This is a genomic window from Kitasatospora sp. NPDC057223 (assembly GCF_042669755.1).
Lineage (GTDB): Bacteria > Actinomycetota > Actinomycetes > Streptomycetales > Streptomycetaceae > Kitasatospora.
The window spans coordinates 1-15,886 of sequence record NZ_JBHUWW010000045.1 but is presented as its reverse complement, the minus strand read 5'-3'; the positions used below and the strand labels follow the sequence as shown (position 1 = coordinate 15,886).

The 15,886-nt window shown below is 73.2% G+C and carries 12 protein-coding genes; 9 read left to right on the top strand and 3 right to left on the bottom strand.

Going from position 1 to position 15,886, the window contains the following annotated elements; translation table 11 throughout:
• Window positions 1-171: 171 nt before the first annotated feature.
• The gene (locus tag ACFUK0_RS18010; RefSeq protein WP_380251248.1) at window positions 172-1,014 is read left to right on the top strand and encodes a class I SAM-dependent methyltransferase; all 843 of its coding nucleotides are present in this window, start codon (window positions 172-174) and stop codon (window positions 1,012-1,014) included.
• A 7-nt stretch (window positions 1,015-1,021) separates the two neighbouring features.
• Window positions 1,022-3,583 (top strand): ATP-dependent helicase HrpB, encoded by a 2,562-nt coding sequence (gene hrpB / locus ACFUK0_RS18005; RefSeq protein ID WP_380251188.1) that lies wholly within the window; start codon window positions 1,022-1,024, stop codon window positions 3,581-3,583.
• Between the two features lie 30 nt (window positions 3,584-3,613).
• Here the strand turns inward: hrpB and ACFUK0_RS18000 are convergent, their stop codons facing one another.
• The gene (locus ACFUK0_RS18000) at window positions 3,614-4,276 is read right to left on the bottom strand and encodes a hypothetical protein (RefSeq protein WP_380251187.1); all 663 of its coding nucleotides are present in this window, start codon (window positions 4,274-4,276) and stop codon (window positions 3,614-3,616) included.
• Window positions 4,277-4,377: 101 nt separating this feature from the next.
• Between ACFUK0_RS18000 and ACFUK0_RS17995 the strand changes: the two genes are divergently transcribed.
• Window positions 4,378-5,376, top strand: coding sequence for an ATP-dependent helicase C-terminal domain-containing protein (locus ACFUK0_RS17995; protein WP_380251185.1), 999 nt, complete (start codon window positions 4,378-4,380; stop codon window positions 5,374-5,376).
• On the opposite strand, the gene ACFUK0_RS17990 is transcribed toward ACFUK0_RS17995, so the two are convergent.
• Both ACFUK0_RS17990 and polA read right to left on the bottom strand, forming a co-directional pair.
• Window positions 5,295-5,885, bottom strand: coding sequence for a DinB family protein (locus tag ACFUK0_RS17990; protein WP_380251183.1), 591 nt, complete (start codon window positions 5,883-5,885; stop codon window positions 5,295-5,297). The two genes, ACFUK0_RS17995 and ACFUK0_RS17990, sit on opposite strands and share 82 nt — an antisense overlap.
• Before the next feature lie 159 nt (window positions 5,886-6,044).
• Window positions 6,045-8,723, bottom strand: coding sequence for a DNA polymerase I (gene polA, locus ACFUK0_RS17985; RefSeq protein ID WP_380251246.1), 2,679 nt, complete (start codon window positions 8,721-8,723; stop codon window positions 6,045-6,047).
• A gap of 256 nt (window positions 8,724-8,979) precedes the next feature.
• Between polA and ACFUK0_RS17980 the strand changes: the two genes are divergently transcribed.
• From ACFUK0_RS17980 to ACFUK0_RS17955, 6 genes are all read left to right on the top strand, one after another.
• Window positions 8,980-9,447 carry a PaaI family thioesterase gene (locus ACFUK0_RS17980; RefSeq protein WP_380251181.1) on the top strand — a complete coding sequence of 156 codons (468 nt, stop codon included), beginning with the start codon at window positions 8,980-8,982 and terminating at the stop codon, window positions 9,445-9,447.
• A gap of 725 nt (window positions 9,448-10,172) precedes the next feature.
• On the top strand, window positions 10,173-11,405 hold the full coding sequence (locus ACFUK0_RS17975) for a branched-chain amino acid ABC transporter substrate-binding protein (protein ID WP_380251179.1): 1,233 nt from the start codon (window positions 10,173-10,175) through the stop codon (window positions 11,403-11,405).
• A 124-nt stretch (window positions 11,406-11,529) separates the two neighbouring features.
• The gene (locus tag ACFUK0_RS17970; RefSeq protein WP_380251177.1) at window positions 11,530-12,459 is read left to right on the top strand and encodes a branched-chain amino acid ABC transporter permease; all 930 of its coding nucleotides are present in this window, start codon (window positions 11,530-11,532) and stop codon (window positions 12,457-12,459) included.
• 5 nt (window positions 12,460-12,464) lie between these two features.
• Complete coding sequence (locus tag ACFUK0_RS17965; RefSeq protein ID WP_380251175.1) at window positions 12,465-14,279, top strand: branched-chain amino acid ABC transporter permease; 1,815 nt, start codon at window positions 12,465-12,467, stop codon at window positions 14,277-14,279.
• A gap of 8 nt (window positions 14,280-14,287) precedes the next feature.
• On the top strand, window positions 14,288-15,118 hold the full coding sequence (locus ACFUK0_RS17960) for an ABC transporter ATP-binding protein (protein WP_380251244.1): 831 nt from the start codon (window positions 14,288-14,290) through the stop codon (window positions 15,116-15,118).
• Entirely contained in the window at window positions 15,115-15,831 is a 717-nt protein-coding gene (locus tag ACFUK0_RS17955) for an ABC transporter ATP-binding protein (RefSeq protein WP_380251173.1), read from the top strand. The genes ACFUK0_RS17960 and ACFUK0_RS17955 overlap by 4 nt, the downstream gene beginning before the upstream one ends.
• Window positions 15,832-15,886: the final 55 nt, after the last annotated feature.

The following is a 15,886-nucleotide window of genomic DNA, read 5'->3' as shown; positions in this document are numbered from 1 at the left end:
CCTTCACTCCCGGCCGGGCCGAGTGTGCAGGGCGGCAGCCGCAGGGGCCCGCTCCCCGGATGCCACCACTTCTGATCTGACCTGTACGGGACAGATTCGAGGCAGCAGCGCTTTCCGCAGACGACACCCTACGCGACGGGCACTACCACCTTGGCCACCACCCCTGATCCTCTGCTCGAACCGACCCCCGGGACCCTGCCGGAGGAGGACGACAACGACGCCGTCCGGCGCGCCGCCGAGGCCGGTGAGAGCAGCCGGGCGAGCCGCCACTGGTGGGACCGCAACGCGGACGAATACCAGGACGAACACGGCGAGTTCCTCGGCGACGACCGGTTCACCTGGTGCCCCGAGGGCCTCGACGAGAGCGACGCGCGGCTGCTCGGCGACCCCGCCGCCTGGAAGGGCGCCGACATCCTGGAAATCGGCGCGGGCGCGGCGCAGTGCTCGCGCTGGCTGGCCGCCCGCGGGGCCCGCCCGGTCGCGCTGGACATCTCCTACCGCCAGCTCCAGCACTCCCGCCGGATCGACCTGGGCCGCGGCGGCGCCGTCGTCCCCGTCGTCCAGGCCGACGCCGCCGTCCTGCCGTTCGCCGACGCCTCCTTCGACCTGGCCTGCTCCGCCTACGGCGCGGTGCCGTTCAGCGCCGACACCGGGCAGCTGATGCGCGAGGTGCACCGGGTGCTGCGCCCCGGCGGCCGCTGGGTCTTCTCGGTCACCCACCCGATCCGCTGGGCCTTCCCCGACGAGCCCGGGGTGGAGGGGCTGACGGCCGTCGCCTCGTACTTCGACCGCACCCCGTACGTCGAGGAGGACGAGCACGGGCAGGCCACCTACGTCGAGCACCACCGCACGATCGGCGACCGGGTGCGGGAGCTGACCGCCGCCGGGTTCCGGCTGCTCGACCTGGTCGAACCCGAGTGGCCGGCCGGTCTGGAGCAGGAGTGGGGCGGCTGGAGCCCGCTGCGCGGACAGCACATCCCCGGCACCGCGATCTTCGTCTCGCAGCGCGGCTGAGCCGGCCTTGACGAATCCGCCGCTGCACCCCGCCTGGCTGGACCTGCCCGTCCGCACCGCCGTCCCCGCCCTGCAGCGCGCGCTCGCCGCGGGCGGCGCGGCGGTGCTGGCCGCGCCGCCCGGCACCGGCAAGACCACCCTGGTACCGCTCGCGCTGGCCGGGCTCGCCGACGGCCTGCCCGCGCCCGCCCGCCGGGTCCTGGTCGCCGAGCCGCGCCGGCTGGCCGTCCGGGCGGCGGCCCGCCGGATGGCCTGGCTGCTCGGCGAGCAGCCGGGCGGCCGGGTGGGGTACGCGATCCGGGGCGAGCGGCGGACGGGGCCGGGCACCGTCGTCGAGGTGGTCACCACCGGCGTCCTGCTGCAACGCCTCCAGCGCGACCCGGAGTTGTCCGGCGTCGACACGGTGGTGCTGGACGAGTGCCACGAACGGCACCTGGACGCGGACACCGCGCTCGCCTTCCTGCTCGACGTCCGGGCCACCCTGCGGCCCGACCTGCACCTGGTCTGCGCCTCCGCGACCTCCGACACCGCCGCCTGGGCGCGGCTCCTCGGCGAAGGCGATGTGCCCGCCCCGGTGGTCGAGGCGCACGGCGTCTCGCACGCCGTACAGACCGTCTGGGCGCCCCCACCGCGCGCCGTACGCCCCCCGCAGGGCACGCGCACCGACCCGCTGCTGCTGGAGCACGTGGCCGCCACCGTCCGGCGGGCGTTGGACGAGCGGAGCGGCGACCTGCTCTGCTTCCTGCCCGGCGTCGGCGAGATCGCCCGGGTCGCCGGACTGCTCGGCGGGGCCGGCGCCGACGTCCTGCAACTGCACGGCCGCGCCCCCCAGAGCGTCCAGGACGCGGCGCTCACCACCGGCGAGGGCCGCCGGGTCATCCTGGCCACCTCGGTCGCCGAATCCTCGCTCACCGTCCCCGGCGTGCGGATCGTGGTGGACTGCGGCCTCGCCCGCGAACCGCGCACCGACCACGCCCGCGGCCTCGCCGCCCTGGTGACCGTCCGGGCCTCGCTCGCCGCCGCCCGCCAGCGCGCCGGCCGCGCGGGACGCGAGGCGCCCGGCACCGTCTACCGCTGCTGGAACGAGGCCGAGGACGCCCTCGCCGCCCGCTTCCCCACCCCCGAGATCGCCCTCGCCGACCTCACCGCCTTCGCCCTCCAGGCCGCCTGCTGGGGCGACCCGGACGCACACGGCCTGGCCCTGCCCGACCCGCCGCCGGCCGGCGCGATGGCCGCCGCCCGGCAGACCCTGCAAGCCCTCGGCGCCGTCGACGAGGGCGGCCGGGCCACCGCGCGCGGCGCCCGGATCGCCCGCACCGGCCTGCACCCGCGGCTCGCCCGCGCCCTGCTCGACGGCGCCCCGCAGGTCGGCTCGCGGCGGGCCGCCGAGATCGTCGCGCTGCTCTCCGAGGAGCCGCCGCGCGCGCTCGGCGACGACCTCGGCGCCGTCTGGCGCACGGTCAGGAACGGCAACGACCCCTACGCCGGCCGCTGGCGCGAGGAGGTCAGGCGGCTGCGCCGGGGCCTGGACGACGCCCCCGGCACCGGCCTGCCGGACACCCCCGCCGCCGGACTGGTGGTCGCGCTGGCCTTCCCCGAACGGATCGCCCGGGCCCGCGTGGAGAAGCCCGAACCGGGCACCCGCAGCCCGTACCTGATGGCCTCCGGCACCGCCGCCGAGACCGCGCCGGGCACCGCGCTGACCGGCCTGCCCTGGCTCGCCGTCGCGGCCGCCGACCGGCCGGCGGGGTCGCCCTCGGCGCGGATCCTGCACGCCGCCGCACTGGACGAGGACACCGCCCGGCTGGCCGGTGCGGCGCTGCTGACCGGCCGGGAGGAAGTCCGCTGGGCGATACCCGCCGGTGCGCGGCGCGGCGAACTCGCCGCCCGCCGGGTCGAGTCGCTCGGCGCGCTGGAGCTCTCCGCCGCGCCGCTCTCCTCCCCCGACCGGGCGCTGGTACGGGCCGCACTGCTGGACGGGCTCGCCCGCGAGGGCGTGACCGAGCTGCTCACCTGGTCGCCGGCCGCCACCGCGCTGCGCGAACGCCTCGCCTTCCTGCACCGCACGCTCGGCGCGCCCTGGCCCGACGTCGGCGACGAGGCGCTGCTGGCCGCGGCCGACGACTGGCTGGAGCCCGAACTCTCCCGTGCCCGCCGCCGCTCGGGCCTGGAGCGGATCGACACCGCGGGGGCCCTGCAGCGCCTGCTGCCCTGGGCCACCGGTGACGCCGGGCGCCTCGACGAACTGGCCCCGGAGCGGATCACCGTGCCCTCCGGCTCCCGGATCAGGGTCGACTACACCGGGGACCGGCCGGTACTGGCCGTGAAGCTCCAGGAGTTGTTCGGCTGGGCCGCCGCACCCGCGCTGGCCGGCGGGCGCGCCCCGCTGACGGTCCACCTGCTCTCGCCGGCCGGGCGCCCGGCCGCCGTCACCGGCGACCTCGCGTCGTTCTGGCGCGAGGGCTACCGGGCCGTGCGCGCGGAGCTCCGCGGCCGCTACCCGCGCCACCCGTGGCCGGAGGACCCGGCCGCGGCCGAGCCGACCCGGCGGCTCAACGCGCGCAAGTAGCGGCCGGGCAGCGCGACGGGCCGCGCGGGGTCAGCCGCCGGCCGAGCCGGCCGAGGCCGAACCACCCGAGGTCCAGGTGGAGTTGGGCAGCGGCGGGCGGCGCGTGCTGCGCTCGGTGCTCAGCTTCACCAGGACCCCCGCCGGGCCGAGCAGAGCCTCCAGCGCGTCGGCGAGCTGCTGCGGGTCGCCCCGGAACGGGGCCGGGTCGACCCGCTCCCGGCCGCCCCGCAGGTCGAGTTCCAGCCCGAGTGTGGTGGCGGCCGGCTCGCGGTCCCCCTCGTACGGCTCCACCACCTTGCACGCCAGCCGCACCTCGCGCAGGGTGTCGACGGGCAGCCAGCCGTCCGGTCCGGCGCCCCGGACCAAGCGCAGCTTCGCGGGCACCCCGGCGGGCGCGAACTCGACCCACAGGAGGTTCCGGATCTCGCCGGCGGCCCCGGCCAGCCAGCCGAGCAGGTACTCCACCCCGGCGATCACCCCCACCACCACGAACACGGTCGACGCCCGAGCCCCGGCCAGCACCATCCAGAAGACGACGAGCAGGGTCGGCACGACCAGGACGAGCGGACCGGCGAGCGCCCGCCCGGCCCAGGTCAGCACGATCCGCGCCGCCCCGGCCGGCGGGCCGCTCCCGGGGCGCAGAACCAGATCCGTGAAGCCGGGGCCCTGTCTCAGGAATGGATCGATGGCCATGCCTCCAGCGTAGGACCGGTCCGCAAGAGCGCCTCGGCCCCATCCGGCCGACAGGGTAGTGATCCTGACGATCCGTCGCCCTCGGTCGACGGGCGTCACCGGTGACCTCGCGTCGTTCGGGCGCGAGGGCTACATCCGTCCGCGCCGAACTGCGCGGCCGCTACCCGCGCCACCCGTGGCCGGAGGACCCGGCCTCGGCCGGGCCGACCCGGCGGCCTCAACCAGCGGAAGTAGCGGCCGTCGACACCGGTGCGGGGACGGGGACGCCGGTCTGCGTCGTGCCGCAGGTGATGATCCGCCCGTCCGGACCTCGGTGGCAGTCCGAGGTGTCGCCGGGCTGCGGCACGGTGCTGCAGGTGGTGGTGCAGGCGACCGGCGGGATGTCGTGCAGGTCCGGCGTGCGCGGCGCCGTGCCGCGCGCCGGTGTGCTGCCCGCGACAGGCGCCTTCGTCGCACGCGGGGCCGGGGCAGCCGGGTGGGTCGGCACCGCGGCCGCCGACGGGCTCACGGCCGACCGGGGCGACGCCGACGGTTCGGCCGGGGGTGCCACGGCCGGAGGCGTCACCGCCTGGGGCGTCACGACCGGGAGCTGCGGAGGCACTACGACGGGCGACGCCGCAGGCGTTCCCGAGGGGGCGGCCGAACCGGCGGGACCCGACGCCGGATCAGCTGACGCCGGACCGGCCGTCGCCGAGGGCCGGGCGACGGCCGGCGCGCCCGACGAAGCGGTGCCCCGATCCGCCATCACCCACATCGATCCGCCGGCCAGCAGGAGCGCCGCGAACCCCCCGCCGGCCGCCACCCACCAGCGTCTCCGGCTGCCCCGCCCCGGCTCCACCTCGCGCCGCTCCCCGGCATCCTGCGACATGCCCGTCCCGCCCTTCGCCCCGACCGCCCCGCGGGTGATCGCCGGGTCGGGCGGGATCCTAGCGTCCGCCGACCGCCGGGCGATCACCGGCAGGGCGCCGGGACAGTGCCCTGACGGTCCGTCCGTCCTGCTGCGCCGGGGCGGCGCAGTTCAGGACACCGGTGCGGCGGCGGGCTCCCAGGGCTCGAACCAGGGGTCGGGCCACTGCTCGGCGGCGGCCATCAGCGGGTAGAGGGTGGCGCCGTCGATGCTCTCGCGGATGATGTCGGCGTGGCCGCCGTGCCGCGCGGTCTCCTCGATCAGGTGCAGCAGCACCCAGCGCACCGACCACTCCTCGACGTCGGCGGGGAACCACGGTACGCCGCGGGGGACGGGCACGCCCTGGCCCAGGTCGGCGATGCCCGCGACGGCCTCGTCGGTCTCCGCGGTCGCCAGCTCGTAGTCGGCCAGCAGCCCGGCCAGGGTCTCCCCGGGGGCGGGCAGGAACTCGGCGGCGTCGGACTCGTCGGCCGCCCGCTGCGGGGCGGTGGAGCGCCGCAGGACGAGATCCGTCCAGCCCCGCTCGCAGCGCGCGGCGTGCTTGATCAGGCCGGCGATGCTCAGCTCACTGGCGGACGGGGTCGCCCGGGCCTGCTCCTCGGTCAGGCCGTGGGCGGGTATGCGCAGCAACTGCCGCTGCTGGTCGAGGAAGGCGAGCAGGGCGGTGCGCTCGTCGGCGACCGGCGGGGCATGTCCGGGCATGGGGTGGCGCCTTCCGTACGGGGGTGATGACGGAGACTCTCCCGCGCCGGCGGACGGCCGGTCAATGGTGACGGCAAAGAATTTCAGAAACTTGCTGCAACTTCTTTCAGTCGCCTCGGCCGACCTGCGGCGGGGCGGCGGACTGCCGCCCCGCGGCGGTCAGTGCGCGGCGCTCTCCCAGTTCGGGCCGACGCCGACCGAGACGTCCAGCGGGGCCCGCAGCGGGTAGGCGCCCGCCATCTGCTCGCGGACGATCGCCTCGACCTGCGCGCGCTCGCCGGGAGCCAGCTCCAGGACGATTTCGTCGTGCACCTGGAGCAGCATCCGGGACGTCAGGGCGGCCGCCCGCAGCTCGTCGTCCACCTTCAGCATGGCGATCTTGACGATGTCGGCGGCCGAGCCCTGGATCGGGGCGTTCAGTGCCATCCGCTCGGCCATCTCGCGGCGCTGGCGGTTGTCGCTGTTGAGGTCGGGCAGGTGGCGGCGGCGGCCGAGCAGGGTCTCGGTGTAGCCGGTCGCCCGGGCCTCCTCGACCACCCGCTGCAGGTACTCCCGGACGCCGCCGAAGCGCTCGAAGTAGGTGTCCATCAGGCCCTGCGCCTCGCCCGGCTTGATGCCGAGCTGCTGCGAGAGCCCGTACGCGGACAGCCCGTACGCGAGACCGTACGACATCGCCTTGATCTTGCGCCGCATCTCGGCGTCGACCGCGCCCGGCTCGACCGAGAAGACCTGGGACGCCACGGTGGTGTGCAGGTCCTCGCCGCCGGCGAAGGCCTCCAGCAGGGCCTCGTCCTCCGAGAGGTGCGCCATGATGCGCAGCTCGATCTGGGAGTAGTCGGCCGTCAGCAGCGACTCGAAGCCCTCGCCGACGACGAAGGCGCGGCGGATCGCGCGGCCCTCCTCGGTGCGGACGGGGATGTTCTGCAGGTTCGGGTCCTGCGAGGAGAGCCGGCCGGTGGCGGCCACCATCTGGTTGAAGGTGGTGTGGATCCGGCCCTGCGGGGAGACCGTCTTGAGCAGGCCCTCCACGGTGGTGCGCAGCTTGGCCTGGTCGCGGTGGCGCAGCAGGATGACCGGCAGCTCGTTGTCGGTCTGGCCGGCCAGCCAGGTGAGGGCGTCGGCGTCGGTGGTGAAGCCGGTCTTGATCTTCTTGGTCTTGGGCAGGGCCAGCTCGCCGAAGAGGATCTCCTGGAGCTGCTTGGGCGAGCCGAGGTTGAACTCGTGCCCGGCGGCGGCGTGCGCCTCCTCCACGACCCGCTGGATCTCGGTGGCGAACTGGGCCTCCAGGCCGGTCAGCCAGGCGCGGTCGGCGGCGATGCCGGTGCGCTCCATCCGGGCGAGCAGGGCGGCGATCGGCAGCTCCATGTCGCGCAGCAGCTCGGTGGCGCCGGCGGCGGCCAGGCGCGGCTCGAACTGGGCGGCGAGGTCGAGGACCGTCCGTGCCTGCACCATCAGGGCGCGGGCGCCGGCGGTGCTGTCCTCCTCCGGCGCGTCGAAGCTGAGCTGGCCGGTCTCGGCGGCGGCGGCCGGGGTGAGGGAGCGCGAGAGGTACTCCTCGGCGAGCACCTCCAGGGTGAAGGTGCGCCGGCCGGGCTTCTCCAGGTAGGCGGCGAGCGCGGTGTCCGCGACGACGCCCTCGATCTGCCAGCCCTGCTCGGCGAAGGCCCGGATCACCTGCTTGGCGATGTGCAGGGCCTTGGGGCGGGCCGGGTCGGCGAGCCAGCCGGTGAGGGCGCGGTCGTCCTCCTCGCCGAGCTGGGCGGGGTCGAACCAGGCGGCGGCCTCCCCGGCGGCGAGGGCGATCTCCTGGACGCGGCCGGCACCGAGCGCCCACTCGTAGACGGCGGCCAGCGCGACGGTGCCGGTCGCGTGCTCGGCGAGCCAGGCGCTCAGCGCTCCGGGCTCGGTGAGCAGGTCGCCGTCGACCTCGATGCCGGGGGCGACCTCGGCCTCGACGGCGCTCTCGGCGGCGCCCGGGTCGATGCCGAAGATCCGGTCGCGGAAGTTGCTGTTGCGGAACTCCAGCGACTCCATCAGCTGGCCGACGGCCTCGCGGTCGAACGCGGTGCGGCCCAGGTCGGCGACGCCGAGCGGGAGTTCGACGTCGCGGATCAGCTCGGTGAGGACGCGGTTGCGCTTCACCGAGTCGAGGTGCTCGCGGAGCTTCTCGCCGATCTTGCCCTTGACCTCGTCGGCGCGGGCGATCAGTTCGTCGAAGGAGCCGAACTGGTTGACCCACTTCGCGGCCGTCTTCTCGCCGACGCCGGGGATGCCGGGCAGGTTGTCCGACGGGTCGCCGCGCAGGGCCGCGAGGTCCGGGTACTGGGTGGGGGTGACGCCGTACTTCTCGGCGACCTTCTCCGGGGTGTAGCGGGTCAGCTCGGAGACGCCCTTGGTCGGGTACAGCACGGTGACCCGGTCGCTGACCAGTTGGAGCGAGTCGCGGTCACCGGTGACGATGTCGACGTCGAAGCCCTCGGCCGAGGCGGCGGTGGCGAGGGTGGCGATGATGTCGTCGGCCTCGAAGTTCTCGACCGTCATCCGGGGGATGTTCATCGCGTCGAGCAACTCGCCGATGAGGCCGATCTGGCTCTTGAACTCGTCCGGCGTCTTGGCCCGGTTGGCCTTGTAGTCGGGGAACTCCGCCGAGCGGAACGTCTGCCGGGAGAGGTCGAAGGCGACCGCGAGGTGGGTCGGCTGCTCGTCCCGCACGGTGTTGGCGAGCATCGAGGCGAACCCGTACACCGCATTGGTGGGCTGGCCGGTGGAGGTGTTGAAGTTCTCCACGGGCAGTGCGTAGAAGGCCCGGTAGGCCATCGAATGCCCGTCGAGCAGCATCAGCCGGGCCCTGGGGCCGGCCCCGCCGCCACCCGTCGCGCCCTTACCCGTACTCTGCGTAGCCACGTCAACGTCCCGTTCCTGCCGATTCCACTGCCGGTCACCGATCCTATGGCCCGCCACCGACAACGGACGCGAGGCGAGGACGGCGGCGGGCCCGCCGCCGACACCGCCGGGCGCGGCGGCTACTCCCGGGTAGCGCGGTCGTACGATCACAGCAGCACGATGACGTGACCCCTGACCGGCAGGAGCTCCCATGACCGACGCGGCCCCCACCGACGCGGCCCCCGTCCTGGACGTCCCGCAGGACGTCCTGGACCACTTCGCCAAGCTCGGCGTCGATCCGTCCACCTTCTCCGGCGGCCATCTCGGCGACCGGCTCGGCATCAAGGTCGTCGAGGCCTCCGGGGACCGCGTGGTCGGCACCATGCCGGTGGAGGGCAACCAGCAGCCGTACGGGCTGCTGCACGGCGGCGCCTCGGCGGCGCTGGCGGAGACGCTCGGCTCGATCGGCGCGATGCTGCACGCCGGGCCCGGCCGGTACGCGGTCGGCGTGGACCTGAACGCCACCCACCACCGGTCGGCGACCTCCGGCCTGGTCACCGGCGTGGCGACGGCGGTCTTCAAGGGCCGCACCGCCGCCACGTACGAGATCGCGATCACCGACGACACCGGGCGCCGGATCACCAGCTGCCGGCTGACCTGCATGCTCCGCGACCTGTAGTCCGGGCCGCCCAAAGGCCGTTCACCGCCCCCTTGTTCGATCGAGGTGTTTGACAACTGCCCGGCCTGGGCAGTCCCTTGATCCAGACGAGGGGGCGGCGGCATGTCCGGCACAGGGAGCAGGTACGTCGCGGGCCGATGGGGCCGCCCGACGAGGCGTCAGCAGCTCCTCCGCGCCGCACTCCGGTCGACGAGCGACCCGCCGCCGCGGCCCGAGGGGATCACCGGCACCCGCCGGGCCTGCCGGGTGCCCGCCGACGCGGGGATTCCTTTCCTGAATGTAACGCTACGTAACACGGGGGCAATCCGGATCCCGGGGCCCGCCCCGGGCGCCCACCACGCGCTCCACCTGTCGACAAACCCGCGCACGGCTCGGCCGCTGTCCGTTATTCGGACGTGCACGTCCGGGGTCAGCATGCCGGACAGTGACGACCGATAGTCGAACACACCAGTAGTCACCTGCACTTCTGGGCCTTACATCCGGTCGACCCTCGATTCGCCCCGTACCCGCACCGGACGGATCGCGCCAGAACGACCACATTCTGAGATGCCAATCAGAATGCTCATAACAAGAGAATCACAGCATGCCCGGACCCCTCCACGAGCCGCCCAACGGCATCTAGAGTCACGGCCAGTCACCGCGCCACCGGATTGGGCCTGGCCCCAGCGCGCGACCCGGCACCCGCCAACTCAGGCGCGGCGCCTCCTGACCGAAGGGGACCCCTCGTGCGTAACCGTTCAGCGCTTGTCGTCAGCATCGCCGTCATCGGCGCGCTCAGCCTCTCCGCCTGCGGCTCCCGCGACGAGAAGAAGGCCGGCGACACCGCCGGCGGGGGCTCCGTCACCACCCTCACCATCGGCGTGGACGCCCCCCTCACCGGCGACCTCTCCGCGCTCGGCCTCGGCATCAAGAACTCCGTCGACCTCGCCGTCAAGCAGGCCAACGAGAAGAACGAGGTGCCCGGCGTCAAGTTCCAGATCAAGGCCCTGGACGACACCGCCAAGCCGGCCCCCGGCCAGCAGAACGCCACCCAGCTCGTCGCCGACAAGAGCGTCATCGGCGTCGTGGGCCCGCTCAACTCCAGCGTCGCCCAGTCGATGCAGCAGATCTTCGACGACGCCAAGCTGGTCGAGATCTCCCCCGCCAACACCGGCGTCGCCCTCAGCCAGGGCGAGAAGTGGGCCACCGGCACCAAGGCCCGCCCGTTCAAGTCCTACTTCCGCACCGCCACCACCGACGCCGTCCAGGGCCCGTTCGCGGCCCAGTACCTGTTCGGCGAGGCGAAGAAGACCAAGGTCTTCCTCATCGACGACCAGAAGACCTACGGCGCCGGCCTCGCCGCCACCTTCAAGGGCGAGTACACCAAGCTCGGCGGCACCATCGTCGGCGAGGAGCACGTCAACCCCGACGACCGCGACTTCAGCGCCATCGCCACCAAGGTCAAGGCCTCCGGCGCCGAGGCGGTCTACTACGGCGGCGAGTACCCCGCCGCCGGCCCGCTCTCCCTCCAGCTGAAGGACGCCGGCGCCAACATCCCGCTGATGGGCGGCGACGGCATCCAGAGCGGCGACTTCATCAAGCTCAACCCGAAGAGCCAGGGCGACCTCGCCACCGCCGTCGGCCTGCCCGTCGAGCAGCTCCCGACCGCCGCCAAGTTCATCGCCGACTACAAGGCGGCCGGCTACACCGACGCCTACGAGACCTACGGCGGCTACTCGTACGACAGCGCCTGGGCCATCATCCAGGGCGTCAAGGCCGTCGTCGCCGCCAACGGCGGCAAGGTGCCGGACGGTGCCCGCGCCAAGGTCGTCGACGCCGTCCAGCAGATCTCCTTCGACGGCGTGACCGGCAAGGTCTCCTTCGACGAGTACGGCGACACCACCAACAAGCAGCTCACCGTGTACGCGGTGAAGGACGCCAAGTGGGCCGTCGAGAAGACCGGCACCTTCAAGGGCTGACCACCCGGCGACAACCGGCCCTCCGGGGCCTGAAGAACCGAACCACCCGCGCGGGGGCGCCACGAGTGCCCCCGCGCGGTCACATCCCCCACCCAAGCGGACAACGCACAACGGAGGCCCAGCGGTGCACGACCTACCGCAGCAGCTGGCCAACGGCCTGATCCTCGGCGCCCTCTACGGCCTCGTCGCGATCGGCTACACGATGGTCTACGGCATCGTCCAGCTCATCAACTTCGCCCACGGCGAGATCTTCATGGTCGGCGGCTTCGGAGCCCTCACCGCCTACCTCGCGCTGCCCGGCGGCACCACCCTCTGGCTGGCCCTGCCGCTCATGCTGGCGGCCGGCATCCTGGTGTCCACCCTGGTCGCCGTCGGCGCCGAGCGGTTCGCCTACCGGCCGCTGCGCGGGGCCCCCCGCCTCGCACCGCTGATCACCGCCATCGGCCTCTCGATCGTGCTGCAGCAGCTCGTCTTCTCGTTCTACCCCGACGCGAAGAAGGCCCGGGTCTTCCCCAAGATCCCCGGCGACCCCTTCGAGCTCGCCTCGGTCACCGTGCAGCGCAGCGACCTGTTCCTGATCATCGCGGCCCCCGTCTGCATGATCATCCTCGGCTGGTTCGTCGCCCGCACCCGCTCCGGGCGCGCGATGCAGGCCACCAGCCAGGACCCGGACACCGCCAAGCTGATGGGCATCGACACCGACCGCGTCATCGTGATGGCCTTCGCCATCGGCGCCGCATTCGCCGCCGTCGGCGCCGTCGCCTACGGACTGCGCACCGGCCAGGTCGACTTCCGGATGGGCTTCATCCTCGGCCTCAAGGCCTTCACCGCCGCCGTCCTCGGCGGCATCGGCAACATCTACGGCGCCATGCTCGGCGGCCTCGCCCTCGGCCTCGCCGAAGGACTCGCCACCGCCTACATCCAGCACATCCCCGGCATGCACCTCTTCGGAGGCGGCGCCTGGAAGGACGTCTGGGCGTTCGTACTCCTCATCGTCGTCCTGCTCGTCCGGCCCCAGGGGCTGCTCGGCGAGCGCGTCGCGGACAGGGCGTGACCACCATGAGCACCGAACTCACCCCCGTCATCGCCGTCCCGGCCCGCATCGCGCGCCCCTTCACCGCCGCCGCGGCCGTCGCCACCACCGCCACCGCGTTCACCGCCTGGACCTGGACGTCCGAGTTCCCCGGCGACCTCACGTACTACGGCTCCCCGGCCGGCCTCCAGTGGCTCACCCTCACCGGCGGCCTGATCACCCTCGTCCTCGTCCTCAGCGGCTACCGCATCCCCGGACTGCGCTGGACCAACCCGGCCGGCAGCAACAACGCCGTCCTCTTCGCCGCGTTCGCCGCCGCCGCCGTCAGCTGGTTCTCGATCGGCGCCATCGCCGCCGACCTCGGCGGCCTCGCCAACCTCGAACCCGGCGCCTGGCTGGCCGGGCTCACCTCGCTGCTCACCGTCCTCGGCGCCCTCGGCCTGCCGCTCGACCGCCGCACCGAGGACAGCCTCGGCCCGGTCAACTACTGGTGGCTGCTGGCCGCCGGCGTCGGCTTCGGCGTCTACCTGCTGATCACCCGCACCCTGCGGCTCGCCAAGGCCGAACGCCGGCTCGCCCCGGCCCGCGAACTGCCCTCCTGGGTCGAAGTCCTGCTGATCATCACGGCCTTCGCCATCGGCCTGTTCGCCGTCACCTTCGGCATCGACACCGAGTACGGCGAACTCTTCACCGGCTACCTGCTGCTGGCCGGCTTCACCGTCGCCGCCCTCGCCAAGTCCGGCCTGCTGGACCGGCTGCGCGCGCTGACCGTCAAGCACCGCCCGGTCGCCACCGGCGCCGCCTTCTCCGCCGCCGCCGCCTTCCCGTTCACCCAGACCAGCGACCAGTACACCTCCGTCGCGGCGAACATCCTGATCTTCGCCACCGTCGCCCTGGGCCTGAACATCGTCGTCGGCCTGGCCGGCCTGCTCGACCTCGGATACGTCGCCTTCCTCGGCGTCGGCGCCTACGCCGCGGCCCTGGTCTCCGGCTCCCCCGCCTCCCCCATCCACGTCCAGTTCCCCTTCTGGGCGGCGGCACTGACCGGCGCGGCGGCCGCCATGGTGTTCGGCGTACTGATCGGCGCCCCCACCCTGCGGCTGCGCGGCGACTACCTCGCCATCGTCACCCTCGGGTTCGGCGAGATCTTCCGCATCACCATGCTGAACCTCAACGGGACCACCGGACCGGACATCACCAACGGCTCCAACGGCATCCCGCGCATCCCCGACCTGCAGATCCTCGGCTTCAACCTCGGCAAGACGCACCTCGTCGGCGGCATCGAACTCGGCCGGTTCTCCAACTACTACCTGCTGATGCTCATCATCACCGCCGTCGTCGTCCTGGTCTTCGCCCGCGTCGGCAACTCCCGGATCGGACGCGCCTGGGTCGCCATCCGCGAGGACGAGACCGCCGCCGAAGCCATGGGCATCAACGGCTTCCGGCTCAAGCTGCTCGCCTTCGCCCTCGGCGCCTGCCTGGCCGGCCTCGCCGGCACCGTCCAGGCCCACGTCAGCTACACCGTCACCCCCGACCAGTACACCTTCGCCGAGGCCCTCCCGCCGAACTCCGCCTTCCTGCTCGCCGCCGTCATCCTCGGCGGCATGGGCACCATCAGCGGCCCCCTGGTCGGCGCGACCCTGCTCTTCCTCATCCCGAAGAAGCTCGAATTCCTCTCCAACTACCAGCTGCTCGCCTTCGGCATCGCGCTCATCGTCCTGATGCGCATCCGCCCCGAGGGCCTCATCGCCAACCGCCGCAACAAGCTGGAATTCCACCAGGCCGCCATCCCCGCGCAGCCCTCACCCGAAAACTCCGCACTCACCAAGGCAGGGGCGTGAACGACCAGATGACCACCACCACCGCCCCGGCCCCCACCGGCGCCACCCTCCTCGACGTCCGGGGCGTCACCATGCGCTTCGGCGGCCTCACCGCCGTCAACAACGTCGACCTCACCGTCGCCGAGGGCGAGATCATCGGCCTGATCGGCCCCAACGGCGCCGGCAAGACCACCTTCTTCAACTGCCTCACCGGCCTGTACGTCCCCACCGAGGGCACGGTCAGCTACAAGGGCGCGGTACTGCCGCCCAAGCCCCACCGCGTCACCCAGGCCGGCATCGCGCGCACCTTCCAGAACATCCGGCTGTTCGCCAACATGACCGTCCTGGAGAACGTCCTCGTCGGCCGGCACAGCCGCACCAAGGAAGGCCTGTTCTCCGCCATCCTGCGCGGCCCCGGCTACCGCCGCGCCGAGGCCGAGAGCCACGACCGGGCCATGGAACTCCTGGAGTTCACCGGCCTCGCCGCCAAGGCCGACCACCTCGCCCGCAACCTCCCGTACGGCGAGCAGCGCAAACTGGAGATCGCCCGCGCCCTCGCCAGCGACCCCGGGCTCCTCCTGCTCGACGAGCCGACCGCCGGCATGAACCCGCAGGAGACCCGCGCCGCCGAGGAGCTCGTCCTCGCCATCCGCGACCGGGGCATCGCCATCCTCGTCATCGAGCACGACATGCGGTTCATCTTCAACCTCTGCGACCGCACCGCCGTCCTCGTCCAGGGCCAGAAGATCGTCGAGGGCGACCGCGAGACCGTCCAGAGCGACGAACGCGTCATCACCGCCTACCTCGGCGCCCCCCTCGAAGGAACCGGCAGCACCACCAGCACGGAGGCCGACCAGTGACCGCGCTCCTGGAGGTCGAGGACCTCCGCGTCTCCTACGGCAAGATCGAAGCCGTCAAGGGCATCAGCTTCACCGTCAACGAGGGCGAGGTGACCACCCTCATCGGCACCAACGGCGCCGGCAAGACCACCACGCTGCGCACCCTCTCCGGACTGCTCCGGCCCACCTCCGGGAAGATCACCTTCGCCGGGCAGCCGCTGACCACCGTCCCCGCGCACAAGATCGTCTCGCTCGGCCTCGCGCACTCCCCCGAAGGGCGGCACATCTTCCCCCGGATGACCATCGAGGAGAACCTCCTCCTCGGGGCCTTCCTGCGCAAGGACACGGCCGGCATCACCGCCGACGTCGAGCGGGCCTACACGCTCTTCCCGATCCTCGGCGAGCGCCGCAAGCAGGCCGCCGGCACGCTCTCCGGCGGCGAGCAGCAGATGCTCGCCATGGGGCGGGCCCTGATGTCGCAGCCCAAGCTGCTGATGCTGGACGAGCCCTCGATGGGCCTCTCGCCGCTGATGATGCAGAAGATCATGGCGACCATCATCGAACTGAAGGCCTCCGGCACCACCATCCTGCTCGTCGAGCAGAACGCCCAGGCGGCGCTCTCGCTCTCCGACCAGGGGTACGTCATGGAGACCGGCCGGATCGTCCTCACCGGTACCGGCGGGGACCTGCTGCACGACGAGTCCGTCCGCAAGGCCTACCTCGGCGAGGACTGACCGCACCCGCGTCCGTGCACGCCGAAGGGCCCGACCGTCACGGTCGGGCCTGTCT